The organism is Streptomyces arenae (genome assembly GCF_022343545.1).
Classification (GTDB): Bacteria; Actinomycetota; Actinomycetes; order Streptomycetales; family Streptomycetaceae; genus Streptomyces; species Streptomyces humi.
Genome location: NZ_JAKQYH010000022.1, coordinates 1 through 22098, shown reverse-complemented (window position 1 = coordinate 22098; position 22098 = coordinate 1). Strand labels below are relative to the sequence as shown.

19 protein-coding genes are annotated in these 22098 nt (G+C 71.8%); 11 read left to right on the top strand and 8 right to left on the bottom strand.

Annotation, left to right across the window (positions count from 1 at the left end; all coding sequences use genetic code 11):
* Nucleotides 1-11 precede the first annotated feature (11 nt).
* Entirely contained in the window at nt 12-1211 is a 1200-nt protein-coding gene (locus MB828_RS11890; protein WP_301648126.1) for a bifunctional adenosylcobinamide kinase/adenosylcobinamide-phosphate guanylyltransferase, read from the bottom strand.
* Nucleotides 1212-1390: 179 nt separating this feature from the next.
* Here MB828_RS11890 and MB828_RS11885 point away from each other — a divergent pair, with 179 nt between their 5' ends.
* Entirely contained in the window at nt 1391-1603 is a 213-nt protein-coding gene (locus tag MB828_RS11885; protein ID WP_046727384.1) for a hypothetical protein, read from the top strand.
* A 60-nt stretch (nt 1604-1663) separates the two neighbouring features.
* On the opposite strand, the gene MB828_RS11880 is transcribed toward MB828_RS11885, so the two are convergent.
* From MB828_RS11880 to MB828_RS11870, 3 genes are all read right to left on the bottom strand, one after another.
* Nucleotides 1664-2740 carry a S1C family serine protease gene (locus MB828_RS11880; RefSeq protein ID WP_301648125.1) on the bottom strand — a complete coding sequence of 359 codons (1077 nt, stop codon included), beginning with the start codon at nt 2738-2740 and terminating at the stop codon, nt 1664-1666.
* A 61-nt stretch (nt 2741-2801) separates the two neighbouring features.
* The gene (locus MB828_RS11875; RefSeq protein ID WP_301648124.1) at nt 2802-3503 is read right to left on the bottom strand and encodes a class I SAM-dependent methyltransferase; all 702 of its coding nucleotides are present in this window, start codon (nt 3501-3503) and stop codon (nt 2802-2804) included.
* Between the two features lie 83 nt (nt 3504-3586).
* Complete coding sequence (locus tag MB828_RS11870; RefSeq protein WP_301648123.1) at nt 3587-4258, bottom strand: DUF3043 domain-containing protein; 672 nt, start codon at nt 4256-4258, stop codon at nt 3587-3589.
* A gap of 210 nt (nt 4259-4468) precedes the next feature.
* Here MB828_RS11870 and MB828_RS11865 point away from each other — a divergent pair, with 210 nt between their 5' ends.
* From MB828_RS11865 to MB828_RS11840, 6 genes are all read left to right on the top strand, one after another.
* Entirely contained in the window at nt 4469-5260 is a 792-nt protein-coding gene (locus MB828_RS11865; protein ID WP_046727388.1) for a PspA/IM30 family protein, read from the top strand.
* 28 nt (nt 5261-5288) lie between these two features.
* Nucleotides 5289-5567 carry a PspA-associated protein PspAA gene (pspAA, locus tag MB828_RS11860; RefSeq protein ID WP_046727435.1) on the top strand — a complete coding sequence of 93 codons (279 nt, stop codon included), beginning with the start codon at nt 5289-5291 and terminating at the stop codon, nt 5565-5567.
* Nucleotides 5568-5649: 82 nt separating this feature from the next.
* Nucleotides 5650-6894, top strand: a complete 1245-nt coding sequence (locus MB828_RS11855; protein ID WP_133029128.1) for a sensor histidine kinase — start codon at nt 5650-5652, stop codon at nt 6892-6894.
* Complete coding sequence (locus MB828_RS11850; RefSeq protein ID WP_301648122.1) at nt 6891-7574, top strand: response regulator; 684 nt, start codon at nt 6891-6893, stop codon at nt 7572-7574. The genes MB828_RS11855 and MB828_RS11850 overlap by 4 nt, the downstream gene beginning before the upstream one ends.
* Before the next feature lie 192 nt (nt 7575-7766).
* Nucleotides 7767-10880, top strand: a complete 3114-nt coding sequence (locus MB828_RS11845) for an efflux RND transporter permease subunit (RefSeq protein WP_301648121.1) — start codon at nt 7767-7769, stop codon at nt 10878-10880.
* 300 nt (nt 10881-11180) lie between these two features.
* On the top strand, nt 11181-13448 hold the full coding sequence (locus tag MB828_RS11840) for a protein kinase domain-containing protein (RefSeq protein ID WP_301648120.1): 2268 nt from the start codon (nt 11181-11183) through the stop codon (nt 13446-13448).
* A 15-nt stretch (nt 13449-13463) separates the two neighbouring features.
* Here MB828_RS11840 and nadA read toward each other — a convergent pair whose 3' ends face one another.
* Nucleotides 13464-14660: a quinolinate synthase NadA gene (gene nadA, locus MB828_RS11835; protein ID WP_301648119.1), complete on the bottom strand. Its 1197-nt coding sequence runs from the start codon at nt 14658-14660 to the stop codon at nt 13464-13466.
* A 232-nt stretch (nt 14661-14892) separates the two neighbouring features.
* Here nadA and MB828_RS11830 point away from each other — a divergent pair, with 232 nt between their 5' ends.
* A complete protein-coding gene (locus tag MB828_RS11830) occupies nt 14893-15249 on the top strand; it encodes an iron-sulfur cluster assembly accessory protein (RefSeq protein ID WP_046727393.1) in 357 nt (118 codons plus the stop codon).
* Between the two features lie 70 nt (nt 15250-15319).
* Here the strand turns inward: MB828_RS11830 and MB828_RS11825 are convergent, their stop codons facing one another.
* Together MB828_RS11825 and MB828_RS11820 are read right to left on the bottom strand one after the other, a co-directional pair.
* Nucleotides 15320-17155, bottom strand: a complete 1836-nt coding sequence (locus MB828_RS11825) for a hypothetical protein (protein WP_301648118.1) — start codon at nt 17153-17155, stop codon at nt 15320-15322.
* A gap of 133 nt (nt 17156-17288) precedes the next feature.
* Nucleotides 17289-17498 (bottom strand): hypothetical protein, encoded by a 210-nt coding sequence (locus MB828_RS11820; RefSeq protein WP_046727394.1) that lies wholly within the window; start codon nt 17496-17498, stop codon nt 17289-17291.
* A gap of 185 nt (nt 17499-17683) precedes the next feature.
* Here MB828_RS11820 and MB828_RS11815 point away from each other — a divergent pair, with 185 nt between their 5' ends.
* A complete protein-coding gene (locus tag MB828_RS11815) occupies nt 17684-18658 on the top strand; it encodes a carbohydrate kinase family protein (RefSeq protein ID WP_133029135.1) in 975 nt (324 codons plus the stop codon).
* A 60-nt stretch (nt 18659-18718) separates the two neighbouring features.
* On the opposite strand, the gene MB828_RS11810 is transcribed toward MB828_RS11815, so the two are convergent.
* Nucleotides 18719-20095, bottom strand: a complete 1377-nt coding sequence (locus tag MB828_RS11810; protein ID WP_301648117.1) for a cysteine desulfurase/sulfurtransferase TusA family protein — start codon at nt 20093-20095, stop codon at nt 18719-18721.
* 300 nt (nt 20096-20395) lie between these two features.
* Here MB828_RS11810 and ctaC point away from each other — a divergent pair, with 300 nt between their 5' ends.
* Both ctaC and MB828_RS11800 read left to right on the top strand, forming a co-directional pair.
* Entirely contained in the window at nt 20396-21358 is a 963-nt protein-coding gene (gene ctaC, locus MB828_RS11805) for an aa3-type cytochrome oxidase subunit II (RefSeq protein ID WP_133029137.1), read from the top strand.
* The coding region (locus tag MB828_RS11800; RefSeq protein ID WP_301648116.1) for a cytochrome c oxidase subunit I at nt 21355-22098 on the top strand (744 nt) is incomplete at its 3' end. The genes ctaC and MB828_RS11800, both read left to right, overlap by 4 nt.

Sequence of the window (22098 nt, the reverse complement as noted above, 5' to 3'; positions counted from 1 at the left end):
CGGACCCCCGCTCACCTCAGCACCAGCGCCTGCCCCGCCACCACCAGCACCACCTGCTCGCACTCGCTCGCGAACGCGGCGTTCAGACGGCCCAGTTCGTCGCGGTAGCGCCGGCCCGACGCCGTGGCCGGCACGATCCCCGACCCCACCTCGTTCGACACGGCCACCACCGTCCGCCGGGTCGCCCGTACCGCCCCCGTCAGCTCCCGTACCCGCTCCCGCAGGGACTTCTCGCCGCCCGACGCCCACTCCGTGTCGTCCCACGCCCCCACGGCGTCCATCGCGTCCGTCAGCCACAGCGACAGACAGTCCACCAGCAACGGCGGTCCGTCCTGCGTCAGCAACGGCACCAGGTCGCAGGTCTCCGTCGTCCGCCACGACCCCGGCCGCCGCTCCCGGTGCGCGGCCACCCGCGCCGCCCACTCGGTGTCCCCGCCCCGGGTACCGCCGGTGGCGACGTACAGCACGTCCGGGAAGGACTCCAGCCGCCGCTCGGCCTCCACTGACTTGCCTGACCGCGCCCCGCCCAGCACCAGCGTCCGGCGGGGCACGTCGGGCACGTCCTCGTACACGCCGACCGTCAACGTCGTCCCGTCGGGCACGGCCCGCGCCCCGGCCGCCGCCAGCCGGCGCCGCAACTCGGCACCGGGCGGCACGTCGTGGTCGAGGTGGACGGCGACGACATCCGTGGTCGCCGCCACCGAACCGACCGCCCGCAGCCGCGCCAGCGCGTCCGGCCGCCCCACCACGTCCAGGAGCACCAGGTCGTACGACTCCGCGCTCCCGTTCTCCAGCCCGGCCGGCGCCCCGCCCGGCGGCAGGTAGAGCAGCCGCTGCCCGTCGGGCCCGGTCACCGCGTACCCGGTGCCGCCCGCGTCCATCGCCACCGCCCGCACCCGATGCCCCGTCAGCAGCGCCAGCTCACGGCCGTCCGGCACCCGGGCCGGCTGCGGCAGCCCGGCCGGCACCTCGACGGCGGGCCCGTCGTGCGGATGCGAGAGCAGCACCTGCCGGACGCTCCCGAGGGACCGGCCGGCCCGCGCCGCCGCGAACGCCGCGCCGGGCGTCAGATCGAGCAGCAGCGTCCCGTCCACCAGCGCGGCGGTGGCGGCCCGCGCGTCCACCCCGACGGCACACGCGCAGACCGCGCAGGAACAACCGGGCCGGGGCAGCCCCGCAGGCCCACCGGTACCGAGCAAAGTCACTTCCACGGCCCGATTCTCACCCGTCCCAGCGGTTCTTGCTTGAGCGGGCGCCCCGTGAACCGTGCCCCGAAGGGGCGCGGGGAACTGCGCGAGCGGCCCCTACCGGGCTTGCACATGCCCCACAACCAGCGGAGTTTTTCCCGGCGCCCTTATACGATGCACCAGTTGGATCAAAGGAGGCCTACATGGCGGCATGGACGTGGCGGTTCGAGAAGGCCGACGGGACGGAGGTCCAGCCCGCGGTGGAGCCCGAGGAGTTCACCACCCAGGGCGACGCCGAGTCCTGGATCGGCGAACAGTGGAAGGAGCTGCTCGCCGGCGGCGCCGACCAGGTGCGGCTCTACGAGGACGCCACCGAGATCTACGGCCCGATGAGCCTGCACGCGGACGAGGCCTAGGACACGTCCGCGAACGCCGGTGGGGGCGGCCGCGGCCGGCCGCCCCCACCGGCGTGAAAGTCACTGCTCGCCCAGCGTCACATCCACCGTCCGCTCGATGCCGTCCCGGCTGAACGTCACCTTCGTCTTCTGTCCCGGCCGGTCCGACGCGAGCGATTCGGCCAGTGAGGTGATGGTGGTGATGTCGTCGGCGCCCACCTTGGTGATGATGTCCCCGGGCCGGATCCCGGCCTTGTCGGCGGCGTCCCCCGGTTTCACGGTCACCACGGCCACCCCGGCCGGCTGGTAGTTCACGTCGACGACCGTGCGCCCGGTGATGCCGAGCGCGGCCCGCCCCGAGTCCGTGACCTTGCCCTGCCTGATGATCTGGTCGGCGACCGTCTTCACCATCGACCCGGGGATGGCGAACCCGATCCCCGGCGCCGTGCTGCCGCCCAGGTCCGGGTCGGTCGCGGCGAGCGTCGGGATGCCGATGACCCGGCCGTCGAGGTCGACCAGGGCACCGCCGCTGTTGCCCGGGTTGATGGCGGCCGAGGTCTGCACCATGTTGGGGATCGTGGCGCCGGGGCCGCCCGAGGGGTTCTCGCTGACGGTCCGTCCGGTCGCCGAGACGATGCCCTCGGTCACGCTGGACGACAGTCCCAGCGGCGACCCCATGGCGAGCGTGATCTGTCCGACCTGGACCTTCTCGGTCTCCCCGAAGACGGCAGCCCGCAGTCCGTCCGGGATCTTGTCGAGCCTGATGACCGCCAGATCCTGCTCGGGATAGGAGTAGACGAGCGTCGCGGTGAGCGGTTCCTCGTTGTTGGCCGTCGTCACCCTGAACTTCTTCTCGTTCCCGACGACGTGCGCGTTGGTGACGATGTGTCCGTTGCCGTCGTAGACCACGCCCGAGCCGAGATCGCTGCTGGCCTGGATCTGCACCACCGACGGCAGGACGTTCTTGATCACCTTCTGGTACTGGTTCTGCAGGTCGGTCGCCGCCAGGGGTACGCCCGTCACCCGGCCGGCCCGGGCGGCCGGGGCCTCCTCGGCCGGGCCGCCCCCGAAGCCGGAGCACCCGGAGGCGAGGGCGAGACAGCAGCTGCCGAGCACGGCGGCCGTACGGAGGGTGCGGCGGGCGGCGGAAACGTCCATGCACCGAGTCTCCCGTCGGCGCCCGGTGCCCGGCGCGCGCTGCTCGCCCGAACGGGCAGGGTCAGCCGCGCACCCCGCACAGGTGCAGCAGCGCCGCGACCGACCGGTAGGGGTCCGTCCGCCCGGCCCGCTCCTCCGCCGCCAGCAGGGTCTCCACGTCGGCGGGGAGTTCGGCGCCGTCCGGGGCCGTGTCCGTGAACACCCGCACCCCGTACCAGGAGTGCAGCGGAGCGCCGATCCCGGCGAGGGCGGCCGTCAGCGTGACCAGCCGGTCGGCCCGTACGGCCAGACCCAGCCGGTTGAGGTACGAGACGGAGTCGAACGCGGCGAGCGCGCCCGCCCAGTCACCGCCCAGACCGGGGCGCATGGCGAGCGCGTCGGCGTTGCGCACCAACAGCGACAGCAGCCCGCCCGGGGCCAGCATCCGCGCCAGGCCGGCCAGCAGCGCGTCCGGTTCCTCGACGTACATCAGCACGCCGTGGCAGAGCACCACGTCGAAGCTGCCCGGCAGGAAGTGGACCCCGGTGTCCCGCCCGTCCCCGTGGACGATCCGCACCCGCTCGCGGATCCCCTCCGGCTCACCGGCCAGCGCCTCGCGCGCGGCCGTGATCATCGACGGTTCCTGCTCCACGCCCGTCACCTGGTGACCGGCCCGGGCCAGCCGCAGCGCCTGCGTGCCCTGGCCCATCCCGACGTCGAGCACCCGCAGTCGCTGCCCGACCGGGAACCGCCCGGCTATCTGCTCGTCGAGCTGCCGGGCCACCAGCTCCTGTCGTACGACGTCACGCAGCCCGCCCAGCCGGTCCAGCCAGGCCCGCGCCGCGCCCCCGGAGAAAGGCTCTGCGCTCAGGGCCGCTCTCCGCGCTTGACCTGCGGCTTGGGCAGCCGGAGCCGGCGCATCTGGAGGGAGCGCATCAGGGCGTAGGCGACGGCGCCCTTCCGGTTCTGGTCCGGGAAGCGCTCGGCCAGCCGGCTCCGCAGCCGGAAGCCGCTGACGGCCGCGTCGAGCACGATCAGCACGATCACGATCAGCCACAGCAACAGCGCGATGTTCTTGATCGCCGCGTTGTTGATCACGCTCATGACCAGGATGACCACGGCCAGCGGCAGGAAGAACTCCGCCACGTTGAAGCGCGAGTCGACCCAGTCACGGGCGAACTTGCGGACCGGGCCCTTGTCACGGGCCGGCAGGTACCGCTCGTCGCCGGTGGCCAGCGCCTGGCGCTGCCGCTCCATGGCGGTGCGCCGCTCGTCGCGCTGACGCTTCGCGGCGTCCTTGCGCGTCGTCGGCGTGTTGGCCACGCTGCGGCGCTGGGTCTGGGCCTCACTGCGCTTGGGCGTGGGCCGGCCCTTGGGGGCCTGCGGGTGACGGGTCTGCTTGGAGTCGGTCAGCGCCTTGTCGGCGGGGGCCTTCTCGTCCTTGGCACGGCTACGGAACACAAAACCCAAGGGTACGGGGTGCCGGGGTGTGGGCCCTAGTGCGGTGGGGAACGATCCCGCAACGCCAGTCGTCTCCATGAGGGACAGACGGGGGACAGAGGGGACGTTGCAGACGGTTCACTCCGGGGGCACTCTCCTACCTGTGCCGGAGCGGACCCGACCGCAGTCGTCCTTGGGGATGAGCGCATCGGTCCCCGAACAGTGCGGTAATGGACGCAGGGCCCGTACTGTGGGTTCTGTCGCAGGATCGGTGAGCTGGAGTCCGTCAGAAGGGGGCGCGCGAAGCCCATGAGCGGTGTCATGAAGCGTATGGGGATGATCTTCCGCGCGAAGGCGAACAAGGCCCTGGACAGGGCCGAGGACCCGCGCGAGACCCTCGACTACTCGTACCAGAAGCAGCTCGAACTGCTTCAGAAGGTGCGCCGTGGCGTGGCCGACGTCGCCACCTCCCGCAAGCGCCTCGAACTCCAGCTGAACCAGCTCCAGCAGCAGTCCTCCAAGCTGGAGGACCAGGGCCGCAAGGCGCTCGCGCTCGGCCGTGAGGACCTCGCCCGCGAGGCGCTGTCCCGGCGCGCCGCCCTCCAGCAGCAGGTGACCGACCTGGAGACCCAGCACGCCACCCTCCAGGGCGAGGAGGAGAAGCTCACCCTCGCGGCGCAGCGCCTCCAGGCCAAGGTGGACGCCTTCCGCACGAAGAAGGAGACCATCAAGGCCACCTACACCGCCGCCCAGGCCCAGACCCGCATCGGCGAGGCCTTCTCCGGCATCTCCGAGGAGATGGGCGACGTCGGCCTGGCCATCCAGCGCGCCGAGGACAAGACGCAGCAGCTCCAGGCCCGCGCCGGCGCCATCGACGAACTGCTCGCCTCCGGGGCGCTCGACGACCCGACCGGCATGGCCAAGGACGACATCGCGGCCGAGCTGGACCGGCTCTCCGGTGGTACGGATGTAGAGCTGGAACTGCAGCGCATGAAGGCCGAGCTCGCCGGCGGTTCGCCCCAGCAGGCGATCGAGGGCGGCACCGGCCAGGGGCAGCAGTCGCAGCAGCCGCAGGACACCCCGCGCTTCGACAAGCAGTAGCCGACGCCTGGAGGGCGACATGGCCGACATGGTCGTGAGGATCATGGGGGAGGGCCAGGTGAGACTGGCCGACAGCCACCTCGCCGCACTGAACGAGCTGGACGACGAACTCCTCGCGGAGACGGAGTCCGGTGACGAGGCAGCCTTCCGCCGCACCCTGGGCGCCCTCCTGGACCGGGTCCGAGAACTGGGCGAACCGCTCCCGGCCGACGCCCTGGAGCCCTCGGACCTGATCCTCCCGTCCCCGGACGCGACCCTGGAAGAGGTCCGCGCCCTGCTCAGGGACGACGGCCTGATCCCGGGCTGACGCCCGCGGGCCGGACGGCCGCCCCCGCGACGGGCCGGGCAGGCGGTTCCGGCCCGGAAGAACCCGACGTACCGTTCAGACCGTGAGCACCTTCGACCGGGCCCGTTGCAGCGCGGACGCCCACCCCCTCGCGTGGGACGCCGCCGTCGCCGCCGGCGTCCTCGTGTGCATGGTCGCCGGCTCCTTCGTCGTTCCGCACGGCGCGCACGGCGTGCGGTGGGGCGTGCGGACCCCCGACCCGCTCAGCCTGGTCCTGATGACGCTCGCCGCGGCGGCCCTGGTGTTCCGCAGGCACGCCCCCAAGACGGTCCTGGCCGTCACCGGAGCCGCCGCCGTCGTCGAGTGCGTCACCGGCGACCCCCGGGCGCCCGTCGCGATGGCGGCCGTGGTCGCCCTGTTCACCGTCGCCGCCACCACCGACCGCCGCACCACCCTGCGGGCCGGCCTGCTCACCATGATCGTGCTGACGACCGCCGCGATGGCCGCGGGCCCGCTGCCGTGGTACGCCCAGGAGAACCTCGCGATCTTCGCCTGGACCGGGATCGGCGCCACCGCGGGCGACGCCGTGCGCAGCAGACGCGCCGTCGTCCAGGCCATCCGCGAACGCGCCGAACGCGCCGAGCGCACCCGCGAGGAGGAGGCCCGCCGCCGGGTCGCCGAGGAACGCCTGCGGATCGCCCGCGACCTCCACGACGTCGTCGCCCACCACATCGCCCTGGTCAACGTGCAGGCGGGCGTGGCCGCGCACGTCATGGACAAACGGCCCGACCAGGCCAAGGAAGCCCTCGCCCACGTCCGTGAGGCCAGCCGCTCCGCGCTCAACGAACTGCGTGCCACCGTCGGCCTGCTCCGCCAGTCCGGCGACCCCGAGGCGCCCACCGAGCCCGCCCCCGGCCTGCACGCCCTCGAAGAACTCGCCGACACCTTCCGCAACGCGGGACTCCAGGTCGAGGTCGCCCGCGCCGACCAGGGCACCACGGTGCCGGCCGCCGTCGACCTGGCCGCCTACCGGATCGTCCAGGAGGCCCTGACCAACGTGCGGAAGCACGCGGGCCCGGACGCCAGGGCCGAGGTCAGCGTCGTACGCGTCGGCCCGCACATCGAGGTCACCGTCCTCGACGACGGCTCCGGCGAGGACAGCCTTCCCGAGGCCGGCGGCGGCCACGGGCTGCTCGGCATGCGCGAGCGGGTCACCGCCCTGCGCGGCACCCTCACCACCGGTCCCCGCTACGGCGGCGGTTTCCGCGTCCATGCGATCCTGCCGGTCAAGGCCGACACAAACGCCCGGACGAACAGCCGTACGGGAGCTCTGGGGGATTCCGTATGACGATCCGTGTCCTGCTCGCCGACGACCAGGCACTGCTGCGCAGCGCGTTCCGCGTCCTCGTCGACTCCGAGCCCGACATGGAGGTGGTCGGCGAGGCCTCCGACGGCGCCGAGGCGGTCCGGCTGACCCGGGAGCGGCAGGCCGACGTCGTCCTGATGGACATCCGGATGCCGGGCACCGACGGCCTCGCCGCCACCCGGCTGATCAGCGCCGACCCCTCGCTCGCCCAGGTCCGGGTGGTCATCCTGACCACGTTCGAGGTCGACGACTACGTGGTCCAGGCGCTGCGCGCGGGCGCCTCCGGCTTCCTCGGCAAGGGCAGCGAACCCGAGGAACTGCTCAGCGCCATCCGGATCGCCGCCGGCGGCGAGGCGCTGCTGTCCCCGACGGCCACCAAGGGCCTGATCGCCCGCTTCCTCGCCCAGGGCGACGCGGGCGACGACGGCCGTGACCCGGCCCGCGCCCGCCGCCTCGACGCCCTCACCGGGCGGGAGCGCGAGGTCCTCGTCCAGGTCGCCGGCGGGCACTCCAACGACGAGATCGCGGAGCGCCTGGAGGTCAGCCCGCTGACCGTGAAGACGCACGTCAACCGGGCCATGGCCAAGCTGGGCGCGCGGGACCGGGCGCAGCTCGTGGTGATCGCGTACGAGTCGGGGCTGGTCCGTCCGAGGATGGAGTGATCTCCACCCGGGTGTACTGCGGGCGGAGTAGGAGCCGGATAAGCGAACGGCACCCAGGACCTACGTGACCGGGCCCGGACATGGGTGAGGGTGGTGGGGTGGGCGCTCACAGGCGCCCCCTGTGTCGCTCACGGCAGCTTGTCCGCCGCTCACAGCAGCTCACAGCAGCTCACCGGAAAGAGACCCCGACCCATGTCCTGGCTGTCCAGATTCAGCCTCGCGCAGCGGGCCCTGATAGGCCTCATGTCACTGATCGCGCTCGCCTTCGGGGCGATCGCCGTCCCCCAGATCAAGCAGCAGCTGCTGCCCACCATCTCCCTGCCCATGGTGTCGGTGATCGCCCCCTACCAGGGCGCGGCACCGGACGTCGTCGAGAAGCAGATCGTCGAGCCGATCGAGAACAACCTCGAAGGCGTCGACGGCGTCACCGGCGTCACCTCCACCGCGAGCGAGGGCAACGCCGTGATCATGGCGTCCTTCGACTACGGCAGCGACACCAAGCAGCTGGTGGCCGACGTGCAGCTGGCCGTCAACCGCGCCCAGCTCCCGGACTCCGTCGACCCGCAGGTCATCTCCGGTTCCACCGACGACATGCCGACCGTGGTCCTCGCCGTCACCTCCGGCGAGGACCAGCAGGCCCTCGCCGACCGGCTGGACACGACGGTCGTCCCGGACCTGAAGAACATCGACGGCGTCGGCCGCGTCCAGGTCACGGGCGTCCGGGACGTCCAGGTGACCGTCACCCCCGACGACGCGAAGCTCGCGAAGGCCGGGCTCACCCCCGCCGCCCTCGCCCAGTCGCTCCAGGCGGCCGGCGCGACCGTCGCGGCCGGTTCCTTCGCCGAGGACGGCGCCAACCGCACCGTCCAGGTGGGCGGCGGCCTCACCTCGCTGGCACAGATCAGGGACCTGATGGTCACCGGGCAGGGCGTCAAGAAGCCGGTGCGCCTCGGCGACGTGGCCGCGGTGAAGGAGCAGGAGGCCCCGGCCGACTCCATCACCCGCACCGACGGCCGCCCCAGCCTCGCCGTGAACGTCACCATGGACCACGACGGCAGCGCGGTCTCCATCTCGAACGCGGTCAAGGATAGGCTGCCGAAGCTCCGTCAGGACCTCGGCTCCGGCGCCACCGTCACCGTCGTCAGCGACCAGGGCCCGGCGGTCTCCAAGTCCATCAAGGGCCTGACCACCGAGGGCGCCCTCGGCCTGCTCTTCGCGGTCCTGGTCATCCTGGTCTTCCTGGCCTCGGTCCGCTCGACCCTCGTGACGGCGGTGTCCATCCCGCTCTCCGTCGTCCTCGCGCTGATCGTGCTGTGGAGCCGGGGCCTGTCCCTCAACATGCTCACCCTCGGCGCGCTCACCATCGCCATCGGCCGGGTCGTCGACGACTCGATCGTGGTCCTGGAGAACATCAAGCGCCACCTCGGCTACGGCGAGGAGCGGCAGGCCGCCATCCTCGGCGCGGTCCGCGAGGTGGCCGGCGCGGTCACCTCGTCCACGCTCACCACGGTCGCCGTCTTCCTGCCGATCGGCCTGGTCGGCGGCATGGTGGGCGCTCTGTTCGGCTCGTTCAGCATCACGGTGACGGCGGCGCTGCTCGCCTCCCTGCTGGTCTCGCTGACGGTCGTCCCCGTCCTGTCGTACTGGTTCCTGCGCGCCCCCAAGGGCACCCCCGAGGACGCGCGGGAGGCCCGCCGCAGGGCCGAGGAGAAGGAGGCGAACAGCCGCCTCCAGCGGGCGTACGTGCCGGTGCTGCGTTTCGCGACCCGGCGCCGCCTCACCAGCGTGCTGATCGCGGTGGTCGTACTGGTCCTCACGTTCGGCATGTCCGGGCTGCTGAAGACCAACTTCTTCGACCAGGGCGACCAGGAGGTCCTCACCGTCAAGCAGGAGCTGAAGCCCGGCACCGGCCTGGCCGCGACCGACGCGCAGGCGAAGAAGGTCGAGAAGCTGCTCGCCTCCGTCGACGGGGTGAAGGACTACCAGGTCACCGTCGGCTCCTCCGGCTTCATGGCGGCCTTCGGCGGCGGCACCGACACCAACCAGGCCTCGTACTCGGTGATGCTGGACGACGCGAAGTCGTACGACAGGGTGCAGAACGCCATCGAGGACGGTCTGCACAAGCTCTCCGGGATCGGCACCACCACCGTCTCGGCCGGTGACGGCTTCGGCAGCCAGGACCTGAGCGTCGTCGTGAAGGCGGCCGACGGGGCCGTCCTGCGCAAGGCCTCCGAGCAGGTACGGGCCGCGGTCGCGAAGCTGGACGACGTCACCGACGTCACCAGCGACCTCTCCCAGAGCGTGCCGCGCATCTCGGTGAAGGCCAACTCCAAGGCCGCCGCGGCCGGTTTCGACGACCAGACGCTGGGCGCCGCCGTCAGCCAGGCGGTCAAGGGCACCACGGCCGCCAAGGCCACCCTCGACGACACCGAGCGGGACGTCGTCGTGAAGTCGGCGAAGCCGGCCGAGACCCTGGCGCAGCTGCGCGCGCTCCGGCTGGGTCCGGTGAAGCTGGGCGACATCGCCACGGTGAAGCTGGTGGCCGGGCCGGTGTCGCTGACCCGGATCGACGGCCGGCGTGCCGCGACCGTCACGGCGAAGCCCACCGGTGACAACACCGGCGCGGTCAGCACCCAACTCCAGGCGAAGATAAAGGCGTTGAAGCTCCCGGCGGGCGCGACGGCCTCCATCGGCGGGGTCACCTCGGACCAGGACAGCGCGTTCAAGAACCTGGGCCTGGCGATGCTGGCGGCGATCGCGATCGTCTTCATGCTGCTGGTCGCGACCTTCCGTTCGCTGGTCCAGCCGCTGATCCTGCTGGTGTCGATCCCGTTCGCGGCGACCGGCGCGCTCGGTCTGCTGGTCGTCACCGGCACCCCGATGGGCGTGCCCGCGATGATCGGCATGCTGATGCTGATCGGCATCGTGGTGACCAACGCGATCGTGCTGATCGACCTCGTCAACCAGTACCGGAGCCAGGGGTACGGCGTCGTCGAGGCCGTGATCGAGGGCGGCCGCCACCGTCTGCGGCCCATCCTCATGACGGCCCTGGCGACCATCTTCGCCCTGCTCCCGATGGCGCTCGGGGTCACCGGCGAGGGCGGCTTCATCGCCCAGCCGCTGGCCGTGGTGGTGATCGGCGGTCTGATCAGCTCGACCCTGCTGACCCTCCTTCTCGTGCCGACGCTGTACGCGATGCTCGAACTCCGCAAGGAGCGCCGCGCCAGGAAGCGGGCGGCGAAGAAGGGCCGGCCGCCCGAGGGTTCCGCCCCGGCGGCCGAGCAGCCGGAACCCGCGACCGTGTGACGCCACCGACGTAGGACGGCCGGTTCCCACCCCGGGAACCGGCCACCCGCGCCTCCCCCCACCACCCAAGCCCCCCAACCCCACAACCACACGCCACCCCCGGCCTTCGGCCCCCGGCCCGGCCCCCGGCCCGGCCACCGGTGTGCGGCTCCCGGCCCACCGGCTCGCCGTCGGTGTGCGGTAGTTGGTCGTGTGTGTCGGGGTTCGGTCGTGGGTCGCGGTGTCGGCGTGCGGTCGGCCGGTATCGGGGTTCCGTATGCTGGCGCCGCGAACTGGCCAGCGGGGAAAGGGAGTCGGCGTATGCCGCTGCACAAGGACGATCCACGGTCCCTGGGCGGCTACCGGCTGGTCGACCGGCTGGGGGCTGGCGGCATGGGCATCGTCTACCGGGGGCGGTCGCGGTCCGGGCGTGAGGTCGCCGTCAAGGTGGTGCACGCGCAGTACGCCGAGGACCCCGTCTTCCGCGCCCGGTTCCGGCAGGAGATCGAGGCCGCCCGCCGGGTCAGCGGCGCCTTCACCGCCCCCGTCCTGGACGCCGACCCGGACGCGGCGGCGCCCTGGATGGCGACCCAGTACGTACCCGGCCAGTCCCTCGCCGCCCGCATCCGCGCGCACGGCGCCCTCCGCGTCACCGAGTTGCGCCCGCTGGCCCTCGGCCTGGTGGAGGCACTGCGGGAGATCCACCGGGCCGGGATGGTGCACCGCGACCTGAAGCCGGCCAACGTCCTGATGGCCGGGGACGGCCCGCGCGTCATCGACTTCGGCATCTCCCGCGCGGCCGAGAACCACAACACCCTCACCGAGACCGGGCAGATGGTCGGCACCCCGCCGTTCATGTCCCCGGAGCAGTTCACCGACGCGCGGACGGTCGGCCCCGCCTCCGACGTCTTCTCGCTCGGCGCGCTGCTGGTCTACTGCGTCACCGGACGCGGCCCCTTCGACGCCGACAGCCCCTACCTGACCGGCTACCGGGTGGTCCACAACGAACCCGTGCTGGACGGCGTGACCGGCCCGCTGCGCGCGGTCCTGGAGCGCTGCCTGGCCAAGGACCCCGCCGCCCGGCCCCGACTCGACGACCTCGCCCGGGAGTTCGCGGCGGCCCTGCCCGAGCCGGACCCCGGCGAACCGGAGACGATGACCCTGCGGCTGCCGTCGGGCCGGCCGCTCGACGCCGATACCGCGTCAGCCCACGCGACGCCCGGCCCGGGGGCCGGCCCCGGCCGGACGACCGGTACCGGCTCGGCCCGCCGGACCCGGGGCAGGGGCCGCCGTACCCTCTGGGCGGCGCTCGGCACGGTGGGCGCGCTGGCCCTGGGGCTGCTGTGGTACATCCGGTTCGGACCGGGTTTCCCGGACGGCTCCCGGGCGCTGAGCTCCTCCTCGGCCTCCCGCTGGACCGCGCCGCCCGCCGGCTGGCGGCCCTGGCAGACGACGGTGTACAAACCGGCGGACAAGGGCGAGGCCAAGGCGCTGGGCACGGCGGCGGAAGGCCAGTCGGACTGCCTGAGCCAGGGCGACAGCGTCTACTGCGGAGGCCACGGCGTCCTGCCGGTACGGCTGGACGGCCGGACCGGCAGGACGGTCTGGCGCGCCGCGCTCGCGCCGCCGGGCAGCGACTCCAGCCGGTACGACTCCTGGGTCCTCGGAGTGCACGACGGCACGGTCCTCGTCCGGGAGACCATCACCGAGGAAGGCGCCGAGAACAACCCGACGTACATCGTCGCCCTCGACGCGGCGAACAGCGCGCAGCGGTGGATCCGCAAGGTCGACGACGAGAACGTCGAGCTGGTCATGGCCGGCGGCCTGGTGCTCACCGCCGAGAGCGACGGCCGGACGGTGACGGCCCGCTCCCCGCGCACGGGCCGGGCGAGCTGGTCCATGACACTGCCGGCCCGCACCTACTGCACGCTCCTGCCGGCCGGGACCGACCTGTACGCGCAGTGCTTCCCCACCGAGCAGGACGCCGAGTACTCCTCGCTCCTCCAGGTGGACCTCGCCGACGGAAGGACGGTCGTGCGTCGGCAGATCCCCTTCGAGAGCGGCTTCCTCGGCGTCGTCGACGGCCATCCGGCCCTGGTCCTGGCCGACAAGGAGAGCGGCTCGACGTCCTTGCAGGACTCCACGTTCACCAGGATCCTCCTGACGGACCCGACGACCGGAGGCCGGACGACGACGAAGCTCGCCAAGTCGTACCAGGGCTCGGTGACGCTCGCCTCGGACACCCTGTGGATCACGGGGGCGAACGGCGAGGTGGCGGCGGTGTCCCCGCTGACCGGCAAGGAACTCTGGCACACCCGTACCAGCGTGGAGAACTCCGGTTCCCCGACGTACGACGCCCGCACCCACACCCTCTACCTGGCCAGTCCCAGCGGCCGGGTGGCAGCCGTGGACACCCGCAAGGGCGCCCTCCTCTGGGAGACCGCCCCGCGCGTCGACACGGCCTCGACGGGTGACGCGTCCGATCCCAAGGCGCTCCTCTACGGAGGCACGGTGATCGTCATGACCCCCAACGGCACCCTCTTCAGCCTCGACCCGGCGCACCCCGAGCGGAAGTCCGGCTCGGGGTGACACCCGGGAACGCGGCTACGGCAGCGCCAGCATCCGCTCCAACGCCAGCTTGGCGAACGCCTCCGTCTCCTGGTCGACCTCGATCCGGTTGACCAGGTTGCCCTCGGCCAGCGACTCCAGGGTCCACACGAGGTGGGGGAGGTCGATGCGGTTCATGGTCGAGCAGAAGCAGACCGTCTTGTCGAGGAAGACGATCTCCTTGCCCTCCGGCGCGAAGCGGTTCGCGAGGCGGCGGACCAGGTTGAGCTCGGTGCCGATCGCCCACTTGGAGCCGGCCGGCGCCGCCTCCAGGGCCTTGATGATGTACTCGGTCGAGCCGACGTGGTCCGCCGCCGCCACGACCTCGTGCCGGCACTCGGGGTGGACGAGGACGTTGACGCCCGGGATCCGCTCGCGCACGTCGTTGACGGAGTCCAGGCTGAAACGGCCGTGCACCGAGCAGTGGCCGCGCCACAGGATCATCTTGGCGTTCCGCAGCTCGTCGGCGGTCAGGCCGCCGTTCGGCTTGTGCGGGTTGTAGAGGACACAGTCCTCCAGGGACATGCCCATGTCCCGGACGGCGGTGTTGCGGCCCAGGTGCTGGTCGGGCAGGAACAGCACCTTGACTGCCGAGGGCTCCCCCTGCTCGAAGGCCCACTCCAGGGCCCGCTGCGCGTTCGACGAGGTGCAGATCGTGCCACCGTGCTTGCCGGTGAACGCCTTGATGTCCGCGGACGAGTTCATGTACGAGACGGGCACGACCTGCTCGGCTATGCCGGCCTCGGTCAGCACGTCCCAGCACTCGGCGACCTGCTCGGCGGTGGCCATGTCCGCCATCGAGCAGCCCGCCGCCAGGTCCGGCAGAACCACCTTCTGGTCGTCCGAGGTCAGGATGTCGGCCGACTCGGCCATGAAGTGCACACCGCAGAACACGATGTACTCGGCCTCCGGGCGGGCGGCCGCGTCCCGGGCCAGCTTGAAGGAGTCGCCCGTGACGTCGGCGAACTGGATGACCTCGTCGCGCTGGTAGTGGTGGCCGAGCACGAAGACCTTGTCGCCGAGCTTCTCCTTGGCCGCGCGGGCGCGCGCGACCAGGTCCGGGTCGGACGGCGAGGGCAGGTCGCCGGGACACTCGACACCCCGCTCGCTCCTCGGGTCGGCCTCCCGGCCGAGCAGCAGCAGGGCGAGCGGGCTCGGCTGTACGTCGAGCTCCGGAATCTGGGCGGTGGTCACGACACGCACCCTTTCTACTTTTCGTCGTTCTGACGTTATCTATCATAACTGCTTCACGTCACTTTGACGATGGCCATTGCGTCGATGTGACATCAATCCCGGCGCCGGGTATGTGCGAGCATGAAGAGACAGAGAAAACGCGAGAACGCGAACGCCGGCCCGGAATGAATCAGCGGACCCGCCGGTTGCACTCGTCGGCAAGCAGTCTCCGTACAACCCGGGAGAGATGTAGATGTCCGTATCGGACGAGACCAGCACCGCCACCGACGGCATCATCCTGAGCGACGCCGCCGCGGCCAAGGTGAAGGCCCTGCTCGACCAGGAAGGGCGCGACGACCTCGCCCTGCGTGTCGCCGTCCAGCCCGGTGGCTGCTCCGGCCTGCGCTACCAGCTCTTCTTCGACGAGCGTTCCCTCGACGGTGACGTCGTCAAGGACTTCGACGGCGTCAAGGTCGTCACCGACCGCATGAGCGCCCCGTACCTGGGCGGCGCGTCGATCGACTTCGTCGACACCATCGAGAAGCAGGGCTTCACGATCGACAACCCGAACGCGACGGGCTCCTGCGCCTGCGGCGACTCCTTCAGCTGAGGCTGAGCCGGCACACAGGCAGCCGAGGGCGGCGGTCCCGGGTCACCGGGGCCGCCGCCCTCGGGCGTCCTCAGCCCACCTGCGGGTTCAGGGCCGCCGCCCGCTCCTTCGGGACCGCCCTGCCGTCCGTGCCGACGACCTTGCGGCCGTCCAGCGGCGCGTCGAGACGCACCGCCTGGTGGTACTGCTTGGCGATCATCACGCAGACCTTGTCCGGCCAGGGGGTCGCCGTCACCTTCACCACGACCTGCTCCGAGCCCTCGTCCGCGGTGACCTTGTAGTCGGCGCACACCCCGCCCGTGAACGCCACGACCAGTTCGCGGTCGTCGGTCGTGTAGCCGTCGACCTTCACGTCCTTCGGTGCGGCACTGGCACTCCCCGACGGCGCGGCGGGCGTCGACGCGGACGCCAGGTACTTCGGGTCCACCGCCGGATAGCTGACCGTGTAGGCGTCCGCCGATCCCGAGCCGCGCACCTGGAACAGCCAGGACGGCACCAGCGCCTGCCGGCCGGCCACCGACTGCGCGGCCAGCCCGAACACCGCCTTCTCGACCACGGCCGGGGCCGCGGACCGCGCGGCGGACGGCGTCGACGCGGCGCACGGCTGCTCCAGCCGGTCCTTCTGCGGTACGGAACTGGTGCAGCCGCCGATGCCCATCCGGTGCCCGGTGCCCGGCGCCGCGTTCATCAGGGCCAGCGTCCGCGCGGCGCCCAGCACCGGATACGTGTCGCCCTTGGCCGGCGTCGCCAGCATGCCGTTGCCGCCGACCAGCTCGCCCCGCGCGCCGACGGTCAGCCCGGTCGTCCAGCCGTACGTGGGCAGTCCGCCGACCACCGGATCGGCGTTCACCACCCGCTGCGCACCCATGACCTGGCTGGTGTCCAGCTTCGCGTCGTCCTCGCCGAGCGCCTTCAGCACCGGGGCGGCGGCCTTCCGCGCCGCGGCCTCGCCCACCGGCTCATCGGCGGGCGCCGCCGGGTCCTTCACGCAGGTCACGGTGGACGCGCAGTCGTCGGTGCCGGGAGCGTAGTGGCTGTACGTCCAGATGCCCGGGGCGGCCCTGTTCACCTGGAGGCTGCCGCCGGAGCCGTCGTGGTCGGTGCCGACCTTCCACACCTGGCCCTCGGCGACCGGGGCCCCGGTGATGCCGAGGGCCTTCGCCAGCGCGGCCACCCGGTCCTTGGAGACCGCGCCGGAGGGCTGGTACACGGCGGCCGAGCCGGGACCGCCGGGCAGCGTGCCGCTCGCCCGGTAGGTGACGCCGTACGGGTCGGGCTCGCCGGGGGCGATGCCGTTGCCGCCGGAGGAGTGGCCGTCCAGGGCGAGCGGCGGGGGAGTGGCGCCGGCGGAGGAGCCGGCACCGGCACCGGAGCCGCCCGACACGAGATAGGCGCCGCCCCCGCCGACCAGAAGCACGGCGGCGGCCACGGAGACGACGACAAGCCCGGACGACCGCCGCCGCCCGCCCCGCTCACCCTCGGGCTCCCCGGAGTCCCCGGCCGCCTCGGAGACGTCGACCACCTGTGCGGAAGCGGCTGCCTCGGCCACGTCGGCTGCCGCGGGCACGCCGGCTGCCGCGGGCACGTCGGCTGTCTCGGGCACGTCGGCTGCCGCAGCAGGAGCGGCAGGTGCGGCGGGCTCCAACGGCTCCGCGGGTTCCGACGGCTCGTCCGGTACCGGGGTCTCCGCCTCGGCGTCCTGGCCGGGCTTCACCTCGGCGTCCTGGGCGGGTTCCGTCTCGGCGCTCTCGGCGTCCTCGGCGGGCTCCGGCTCGGCGTCGCCGGTGGGGTGCGCGGTGGCTCCGTCGGCCTCCGGTGACTCCGGGGTCTCCTGGGCGGCCTCGGGGGGCTGTCCGGCGTCGCCCGCGCCCGCGTCCTCGTCGTTCTCGGGTCGCTCGCTCTTCACCGCATCGCTCCTCGCCGTGTCGTATCCCGCCTCCCCTTCACGGGGGACGGCGATGGGACGCGGGAGGGGAGCGCGCGGTTCCCTGCGAACGCGCCGGGCGGAACCCGGCGGAGCGCGGCTAGGCCGACAGGGTCTAGTCCCCGTACTCGGACATCGCGTCCAGCAGCCTGGCGGACTTCTTCGGCACGGTCACCCCGTGGATGAGCGACGGCGGCACCGGCCGGGCGTCGCCGTGATCGGGAACCGCCCAGTGCGGGGCCATCCGGGCGCAGTCCCCGCGCAGCGACGCCAAGTCGCCTTCGAGGTCGGCCGGAGCGGGGGCGTGGACCTTGAGGTTCGTCATGACGGCACCGTACGCACGGCAGGGCATGCGAAGAAAGATCTACTATCGGGTAGTTTTGGCACCTTCAGCCCGCCCAGGCGGACCCGGTAGCGTTAACTGTCAAATACGCCCGCCCGTCGCCCGCCACCGCCCTTCCAACGAGCGCTGTCGCGCGCCCCTTCTTACTCCTCAGGAGAGACTCAGCCGTGCGCATCGCAGTCACCGGCTCCATCGCCACCGACCACCTCATGACCTTCCCCGGCCGCTTCGCGGACCAGTTGGTCGCGGACCAGTTGCACACGGTCTCGCTGTCCTTCCTGGTCGACAACCTGGACGTGCGCCGAGGCGGTGTCGGCGCGAACATCGCGTTCGGCATGGGACAGCTCGGCACCCGGCCGGTCCTGGTCGGCGCCGCGGGCTTCGACTTCGACGACTACCGGTCCTGGCTCGACCGGCACGGCGTCGACACGGAGTCCGTCCGTATCTCCGAGACCCTGCACACCGCGCGTTTCGTGTGCACGACCGACGCCGACCACAACCAGATCGGCTCCTTCTACACGGGCGCCATGAGCGAGGCCCGGCTCATCGAGCTGAAGACCGTCGCCGACCGGGTGGGCGGCCTGGACCTGGTCCTCATCGGTGCGGACGACCCGGAGGGCATGCTCCGCCACACGGAGGAGTGCCGCACCCGCGCGATCCCGTTCGCCGCCGACTTCTCCCAGCAGATCGCCCGGATGGACGGCGACGAGATCCGGACCCTGCTGGACGGCGCGACCTACCTCTTCTCCAACGAGTACGAGAAGGGGCTGATCGAGACGAAGACCGGGTGGACCGACGAGGAGATCCTCGGGAAGGTCGGCCACCGGGTCACCACGCTCGGCGCGCGCGGGGTGCGGATCGAGCGGGCGGGCGAGGAGGCCATCGAGGTCGGCTGCCCCGACGAGGAGCGCAAGGCCGACCCGACGGGCGTCGGTGACGCGTTCCGTGCCGGGTTCCTGTCCGGGCTCGCCTGGGGGGTCTCGCTGGAGCGGGCGGCCCAGGTGGGCTGCATGCTGGCGACGCTCGTCATCGAGACCGTGGGCACGCAGGAGTACCAGCTGCGGCGCGGGCACTTCATGGAGCGGTTCACGAAGGCGTACGGGGAGGAAGCCGCCGACGAGGTCCGGGGTTACCTGGTCTGAGTTCCTGGTGCGGGTGCGTGGGGGCTGGTCGCGCAGTTCCCCGCGCCCCCAAGGGGGCGCTCAGGTGACCCGGCGGACCAAGTAGGCCGTTCCTTTTTCCGCCGCTTGCTCGCCCTCGTACTCCTGGCCCCGCATCTCGCACCACGCCGGGATGTCCAGCCGGGCCGCCTCGTCGTCGGACAGGATCCGCACCCTGCCGCCCACCGGCACGGTGCCGATGACCTTCGCCAGTTCGATGACGGGGATCGGGCACCGCTTGCCCAGGGCGTCCACGACGAGGACGTCCTCCTGCACGGCCGCCACCGGCACCGGCGCCCCCAGCTTCTCCCGCACCCCGGCCACCGCCCCCGGCAGCACCTCCAGGAAGCGGTCCACGTCGGCCTCGGCCGCGCCCGCCGGCAGGGACACCCGTACGTTCCCCTCGCTCAGCACGCCCATCGCCTTGAGCACATGGCTCGGCGTCAGCGTGCTGCTCGTGCAGGACGACCCCGAGGACACCGAGAAGCCCTCGCGGTCCAGCTCGTGCAGCAGTGTCTCCCCGTCGACATAGAGACAGGAGAAGGTGACGATCCCGGGCAGCCGCCGCTCCGCGTCACCCACCACCTCCACGTCCGGCACCGACTCCGCCACCCGCGCCCGGATCCGCGCCGTCAGCTCCCGCAGCCGTACGGACTCCCGCTCGGCCTCCGACCGCACGGCCCGCAGCGACGCGGCCGCCGCGACGATCGCCGGAAGGTTCTCGAAGCCGGCCGCCCGCCCCGACTCCCGCTCGTCCGAGGCCCCTTGGGCGGCGAACCGCACCCCCTTGCGCACCACCAGCAGCCCGACCCCGGACGGCCCACCCCACTTGTGCGCACTCGCCGTCAGCAACGACCAGTCGCCCGCCACCCGTTCCCACCCCAGCGACTGCGCCGCGTCCACCAGCAACGGCACCCCGGCCGCCCGGCACACCTCGGCGACCTCCGCGACCGGCTGCACGGTGCCCACCTCGTGGTTGGCCGACTGGAGGCACGCGAGCGCGGTGTCGGGGCGCAGCGCGGCCTCGTAGGACCCGGCGTCCACGGCTCCCGTCCGGCGCACCGGCACCCGGGTCACCGCCCCGCCCTCCGCCTCGAGCAGTTCGGCCGAATGGAGTACAGAGGAGTGTTCGACGGCTGACACGATCAGGTGACGTCCCGTCCGGCGCCGCCCGGCCAACGCCCCGGCGACGCCCGTGTGGACGGCGCGCGTACCGGAAGAGGTGAAAGTCAGCTCGTCCGCCCGACAGCCGACGGCCTCGGCGGCCGCCTCCCGCGCGGCGTCCAGCAGCATCCGCGCCTTCCGCCCCTCACGGTAGAGCCGGGAGGGATCCGCCCACCCGTCGTCCAGAGCGGCCAACAGCGCCTGTCGGGCGACGGGATGAAGAGGAGCGGCGGACGCGGCGTCAAAGTAGGACACAGGGCAACGTTAAAACGTCCTCAGGACAGCTGACGCAGGGGGCGCGAGGAACTGCGCGATCAGCCCCCACGCATCCGCACCCGCAACGCAAACCGCGACAACCCGAGCTATTGGGCGCCCATTCCCACCCCAACCGAGTGACAGGCGACGCGTATGCCCCCCTCCCCGCGAACCCCCGAAGGGCGTCGGCTAGGGTTTGGTCCGCATAAACATCCAAACCCCTGCCCGACGCAGGGCGGCGACCGACCAGCGAGAAGGCCGCAGCCGAACCGCCGGGCGAGACTCTCGGGAAGGCGCTACGTGAGTCCCAACGGCTCCGACCGCTCGCCGCGGCGCCCGATGCGGCGGAAGCTGCTGCAGGCAATGACCGCGGGCCTGGTCCTTGCGACCGCCACCGGTTGCACATACAAGGACTTCCCCCGCCTTGGTATGCCCACCCCGACCACGGAAGAGGCTCCGCGGATCCTCTCCCTGTGGCAGGGCTCCTGGGCCGCCGCGCTCGCCGTGGGCGTACTGGTGTGGGGTCTGATCATCTGGAGCGCCATCTTCCACCGGCGCAGCCGCACCAAGATCGAGGTCCCGGCGCAGACCCGGTACAACATGCCGATCGAGGCGCTGTACACGGTGGTCCCGCTCATCATCGTCTCGGTGCTGTTCTACTTCACCGCGCGGGACGAGACGAAGCTCCTCAGTCTCACCGACAAGAAGCCCGACGTCACGGTCAACGTGGTCGGCTTCCAGTGGAGCTGGGGCTTCAACTACATCACGCCCGTCGACGGTGTCTCCGGCGACGCGAAGACCGACGCGAACCTGAGCGCCATTCCGGACCGGTTCAAGAACGCCTTCCCGGCCAACGCCGGCGGTGTCTACGACGTCGGTACGCCGGGCACGAAGAACCCGCAGACCGGCAACCCCGGCCCGACGCTCTGGCTCCCCAAGGGCGAGACCGTCCGCTTCGTCCTCACCTCGCGTGACGTCATCCACTCCTTCTGGGTGGTGCCGTTCCTGATGAAGATGGACGTCATCCCGGGGCACACCAACGCGTTCCAGGTGACTCCGAACCAGGAGGGCACCTTCCTCGGCAAGTGCGCCGAGCTCTGCGGCGTCGACCACTCCCGGATGCTGTTCAACGTGAAGGTCGTCTCTCCCGAGCGCTACCAGCAGCACCTCAAGGACCTCGCGAAGAAGGGGCAGACCGGTTACATTCCCGCCGGCATCGCGCAGACGAGCCACGAGAAGAACCGGGAGACGAACAACCTGTGAGCATCCTCAACGAACCCCAGGGTGCCGCGGCAGCTGAAGGCTCTTACGCAGATGAGCTGCCGGTCAGGCGCAAGCAGCCCGGCAACGTGGTCATCAAGTGGCTCACCACCACCGACCACAAGACCATCGGAACGCTGTATCTGGTCACGTCGTTCGCGTTCTTCCTGATCGGTGGAGTGATGGCGCTGCTCATGCGCGCCGAGCTCGCTCGCCCCGGTCTGCAGATCATGTCGAACGAGCAGTTCAACCAGGCGTTCACGATGCACGGCACGATCATGCTGCTGATGTTCGCGACGCCGCTGTTCGCCGGCTTCACGAACTGGATCATGCCGCTCCAGATCGGCGCGCCGGACGTCGCCTTCCCGCGGCTGAACATGTTCGCCTACTGGCTCTACCTGTTCGGCTCCACCATCGCCGTAGGCGGCTTCCTCACGCCGCAGGGCGCGGCCGACTTCGGCTGGTTCGCCTACTCCCCGCTGTCGGACGCGGTCCGCTCGCCGGGTCTGGGCGCCGACATGTGGATCATGGGTCTGGCCTTCTCCGGCTTCGGCACCATCCTCGGTGCGGTCAACTTCATCACCACGATCATCTGCATGCGTGCGCCGGGCATGACCATGTTCCGCATGCCGATCTTCGTGTGGAACGTGCTGCTGACCGCCGTCCTGGTCCTGCTCGCCTTCCCCGTCCTCGCCGCCGCGCTGTTCGCGCTGGAGGCGGATCGGAAGTTCGGGGCACACGTC